Here is a 4,938-nt window from a genome sequence, read left to right on the forward strand (position 1 = left end):
GAAAGGCTTAGCGTCAATTTGACGCTAAGCCTTTCTCTTTTAAATTAATTCACATCCTTCCCTTCACTCAAGGTTTTAATCATTTTAGCTACATTGTCTTTTTCTAAATCGTTCGGTGCAAGTGTTAAAGCCAATTTCGCATATTTTAACGCATTTTTAAAATCTCCTATACCCGAATAGCCTCTTGCTAAACCAACCAACGGAGTATATTCATTTGGGTTCTTTGTAGCATTTAATTTAAAGGCTTCAAAAGCTTCTTGAGGCTTCTTCTCTTTCAACAAACCTCTAGCATATTGGTGTATTTCTGTCACATTACCTTTGGGTAAAGCTAGTTTCATGGTAGCATCGGCTTCGCTATCTTTCCCTAATTTTCTTAATATGGCAGCTTTGGTACTGAGCGTTGTAAAATTTGCTTCGCCTACATAGCGTTCGGTAATAGAGCGTTCTGCCCACGCCAAACCCTCTTCTAAGTTTACATTGTTTTTTAAACAATAGTTAGCAGCTTCATTTAAAGTTTGCCAAGTTCCCCCTTTTTCGCCTCTCAGTTCATCACGCATAGAAGCTAAAACAAGAGGATGTACATCTACTTCTACCTTAAAAGGAATTTTCCATTTTTCCCATAATAAAGCTACCGTAGCCGATTTTTCAGTCTGGTCAACAAACTCGTACTTTAGCCATTCAACTAAAGGCTGTTCTTTCTGCTGTTTTACGTTTACGCGTAAAGCGTCTTCTTTTTCGTCATAATAATAGCTTCCCCACGACGTAGCATTTTTTGAAAAAATAATTGTTACCTCATTTTCTTGTACTGCCATAAACAGTCCATATTTACCAACTGGCAGTGTTTGTCCTTCTATTTTCACTGGTGTTGAAAAACTAATCGTCGTATTCATATTAGCTCCTGCTCGCCAAGGTGCCGATACAGATGTGCCAAAACCCAAATCTGCAAAGCCGTAATGCACTAATTGCCCCCAAATTTTACCTTCACGTCCTTTTACTCTAGGACGGTGATAATTAATTGTCACATCCGTTAATCCTATCCTTTCGCTAACAGAAGCTAGTTTATTTCCACCGTTGGGTGGAACAGTTAATTGAGCCAATACATCCAACATTAGAAATATTGACAGAAACGATGCTAAAATAATTTTTTTCATGGTCTTTAGATTTATTTTTTGACAAAGGAGGAAAATGATTCATGTAAAAATAATTATTTATAATGAATAGTATCCAACAGGATATTTTTTACGTATATTTTTAACGTAAAGTATATTCTTAAAATAATTTAAAATAAATTTCTTAGATTAGTACACTTTAATTAAAGATTATTTATAAATTCGCAAAACTGGATTTCTTAGGGTAGTTTATATGAGAAAAAATCGGTACTTAATCATCTTTATGCTGTCTTTTTCACTCCTTAGCTGTGAGGTGAACGACTATGTACATCCAGATGCATTGCCCGAAATTACTCAGATTGGGAAGCAAACTTTTGGTGCAAAAATTAATGGAGCTATCTGGACGCCCTTTCAGCGATACCAAGCCAACCCTAATTTTAAGCCTGCACCAGTAGTTTGGGGTAAATATCAAAATTCAACCCTCAGATTAACCGTAACTAATCAAAACACTTTAGAGTCGATTAGCTTTATGATTAATAATGTTCAAGATACTGGTAAATATCAGTTCATGAAATATTTTCCTAAAAATGCTGTTGAGTTTACACCTTTTGCCAGTGTTTATCAAAAGTGTAGCGACGGTAATTGTTCTCAATACGCTATTTGTCAAAACTGTGAAAACGAAGTGAATATTATCCGATTTGACCCTGTTTCAAAAATCTATTCGGGTACTTTTAACGTAACTTTTCAAAACAAAGACAAGCCTTCTGACATAATTGCCTTGAAAGATGGTAGGTTTGACATCAAAGAGTAATTTTAAAATGTATTATTTTCAATCAAAAACAATTATATTTTACATTAATTCGGGGTTGTTTGGTATTTCACTGAACAACCTTTTTTTATTGCCTAAGCTCAGTTAGTTCGTATATTTGTTGCCAAGAACAAGGTTTTTGTCTTTAACTTAACCCTAAAAGAATGCCTTTAATAAAACCTGTAAAAGGAGTATCGCCTACTATGGGCGAAAATTGCTGGCTGGCCGAAAACGCTACCGTTGTTGGTGATGTAACACTTGGGGAAAATTGTACCGTTTGGTTCAATGCTGTTATCAGAGGAGACGTTAATAGCATTTCAATTGGAGATAATTCTAATATACAAGACGGTGCTATTATCCATTGTACTTATCAGAAGACCAAAACGACTATTGGCAATTATGTTTCTATTGCCCATAATGCTATTGTTCATGGCTGTACGATTGAAGACAAAGTGTTGATTGGTATGGGTGCTATCGTGATGGATGGGGCTGTGATAGAAACAGGATCAATCATTGCTGCAGGTGCTATCGTTACACAAAATACACGTGTTCCTGCTGGAACTATTTATGCAGGTAATCCCGCTAAATTCTTAAAAAATATCTCTCCAGAAGCTGCGGAGGTATTTATGAGAACCGCCAATAATTATATCATGTATGCTGAATGGTTTAAATAGCTTTTTAGCTATTAGCTTTGAGCGGTGAGCTTTGAGCTTTTTAAAGTTCTAAATCAGTAATCCCTCATAAGAAAATCATTAGTATTATTAATTTTAAAATCTCAAAGCTCACGGCTCAAAGCTGATAGCTTAAACAATTTTTTCCATGCCAACAATATTCACTAAAATTATCAATGGCGAGATTCCTTGCCATAAAATTGCAGAGGACGAAAACTTCATTGCATTCTTGGATGTTATGCCACTTGCCGAAGGACATACTTTGGTGGTTCCGAAAAAAGAGATAGACTATATCTTTGATTTAGACGATGATTTATTGGCTGGTCTAATGATTTTTGCTAAAAAAATTGCGCCAGCACTACAACAGGCTATTCCCTGCCGAAGAATTGGGGTATCTGTCATTGGCTTAGAAGTACCGCATACTCACGTTCATTTAATTCCTTTGAATACGATGAATGATATTAATTTTACAAGAGAGAAATTGAAACCATCGCAAGAAGAATTAAAAGCAACGGCTGATAAAATCAGAGGACTTTTATAATTCCAATTTGAAAATTTGATGATTTGAAGATTTGAAAATAATTAAATGCCTAATGGATTACATTCATTTTCAAATCTTCAAATCACCACATCTTCAAATCATCAAATCCTATTTCAAATGTGTTTTCAAAATATTGATTTCAGCTACTGGCGCAGCTCTTTCATATAAAATTTTATAGACTGCGTCAATAATTGGCATATCTACACCATATTTCTCATTAATTTGATGAATACTCTTTACGGCATAATATCCCTCCGCTACCATATTCATTTCTATCTGTGCCGATTTAACCGAATACCCACGCCCAATCATATTTCCAAAAGTACGGTTTCTTGAAAACTGCGAATAAGCCGTTACCAGTAAATCGCCTAAATAACCCGAATTGTTCAAATCTCGTGAAGCTTGTGGATAAGCATAATCTAAAAAGCGTTTGATTTCCTGCATAGCATTAGAAACCATTACCGCCTGAAAGTTATCTCCAAAACCTAAGCCGTGGGTGATACCACAAGCCATTGCTACAATATTTTTGATTACTGCACAGTATTCAACACCGTATAAATCTGCAATAGGGTTTGCTTGAATATATCTGCAACTCAACAAGTTAGAAAACTCTTGGGCTAAATTGATATTAGGCGAACCAATGGTTAGATACGACTGCTTTTCTAATGCTACTTCTTCAGCGTGGCATGGACCAGCAATTACACACATCTGCGTAAGCGGCACACCAAATACTTTTTCCATCCAGTCGGTTACCAACATATTTTCATCTGGAATCATCCCCTTAATCGCTGATACAACTTTCTTTCCTGCAAAGTGATTACGCGTAAGGTTTTTCAAAGCGTCGGGTACAAAAGCTGCTGGTACGGCCAAAATTACATAATCTACCCCATACAAGGCATCGTACATTTTGTAATATGCCTTTACTTTTCTTGGGTTAAGCAATGCATCTGTTAAATAGCTTGGGTTGTGATTATACTTTTTAATAAAATCAACATCCGATTTACGGCGAAGCCACCATTTTACTTTGACATTGTTTTCAGTTAAAATTTTGATGATAGCCGTTGCCCAACTACCACCGCCCAATACAGCAATTTGTGTGGGTAAACCTTTTTTGAAAGCAGGTATTTCTGTCATGTTAAATATTAAGGGAAGAAATACTTTTACTAAGACAATTAGTTCAAGTATCTATTATTAGCCCTGACTATCCCTTGATGATTAAAAGCATCTGTACGGATTGCCACAAAGGTTGATTTGCAAAGCTAACAAGGCTCTGAGCAAAAAGAAAACAAAACAAAACAATATTTTGAAGAGATTAGTGTTCGTGGGCGATTAATCCCAGAAATCGATAAAATAAAGGAGTCTCAAACAATGAATAAATCTTCATTATTTGAGACTCCTTTACTAAAATGGTTTGTTGATACCAGTGTAAATAAAATGTATATCCCCTTCTCTTAGGGTGTGACTTTAGTCCTATCGTCTACCCACAAGTTCATAAGTAATTGATAATCAATACAAATCAACCTCACCCCCAACCCCTCTCCTTCAGAGAGGGGAGCTTTAAGCTCCAAAGTCTGCTCCCCTTCTCTGAAGGAGAAGGGGCTGGGGGATGAGGTTTGGAGGGCGATTGCACACCATTTAACCTAATTTTATCAATATTATATAACTTTTAAGAGTCCTTTAAAAGATGTGGGTAATCGATAGGACTTAAGTCACACCCTAAGAGAAAATGGTTTTTATGCTTAATAACGAACACGTTTACTATATAATAAATCTATTAATCACTAGGGAGGGACTTAAGTCCCTCCCTAG

Annotated in this window: 5 protein-coding genes; 3 read left to right on the plus strand and 2 right to left on the minus strand. The window is 35.9% G+C overall.

The genetic code is table 11. The annotated features are described in order from the left end of the window. Positions 1-44: 44 nt before the first annotated feature. Positions 45-1,151, minus strand: coding sequence for a DUF2911 domain-containing protein (locus AC07XN_RS23430; RefSeq protein ID WP_494744810.1), 1,107 nt, complete (start codon positions 1,149-1,151; stop codon positions 45-47). 211 nt (positions 1,152-1,362) lie between these two features. Here AC07XN_RS23430 and AC07XN_RS23435 point away from each other — a divergent pair, with 211 nt between their 5' ends. The 3 genes from AC07XN_RS23435 to AC07XN_RS23445 all read left to right on the plus strand — a co-directional run bounded on the left by AC07XN_RS23435 (position 1,363) and on the right by AC07XN_RS23445 (position 3,129). Then, positions 1,363-1,920 (plus strand): Riean_0653 family protein, encoded by a 558-nt coding sequence (locus tag AC07XN_RS23435; RefSeq protein ID WP_309920884.1) that lies wholly within the window; start codon positions 1,363-1,365, stop codon positions 1,918-1,920. 161 nt (positions 1,921-2,081) lie between these two features. Beyond that, positions 2,082-2,591 (plus strand): gamma carbonic anhydrase family protein, encoded by a 510-nt coding sequence (locus tag AC07XN_RS23440; protein WP_309920887.1) that lies wholly within the window; start codon positions 2,082-2,084, stop codon positions 2,589-2,591. 145 nt (positions 2,592-2,736) lie between these two features. After that, positions 2,737-3,129, plus strand: a complete 393-nt coding sequence (locus AC07XN_RS23445) for an HIT family protein (RefSeq protein ID WP_309920890.1) — start codon at positions 2,737-2,739, stop codon at positions 3,127-3,129. Between the two features lie 108 nt (positions 3,130-3,237). Here the strand turns inward: AC07XN_RS23445 and AC07XN_RS23450 are convergent, their stop codons facing one another. Beyond that, on the minus strand, positions 3,238-4,263 hold the full coding sequence (locus tag AC07XN_RS23450) for an NAD(P)H-dependent glycerol-3-phosphate dehydrogenase (protein WP_309920893.1): 1,026 nt from the start codon (positions 4,261-4,263) through the stop codon (positions 3,238-3,240). Positions 4,264-4,938: the final 675 nt, after the last annotated feature.

The sequence above is a fragment of the Arcicella sp. GW458-12-2-14-TSB2 genome, assembly GCF_059423785.1.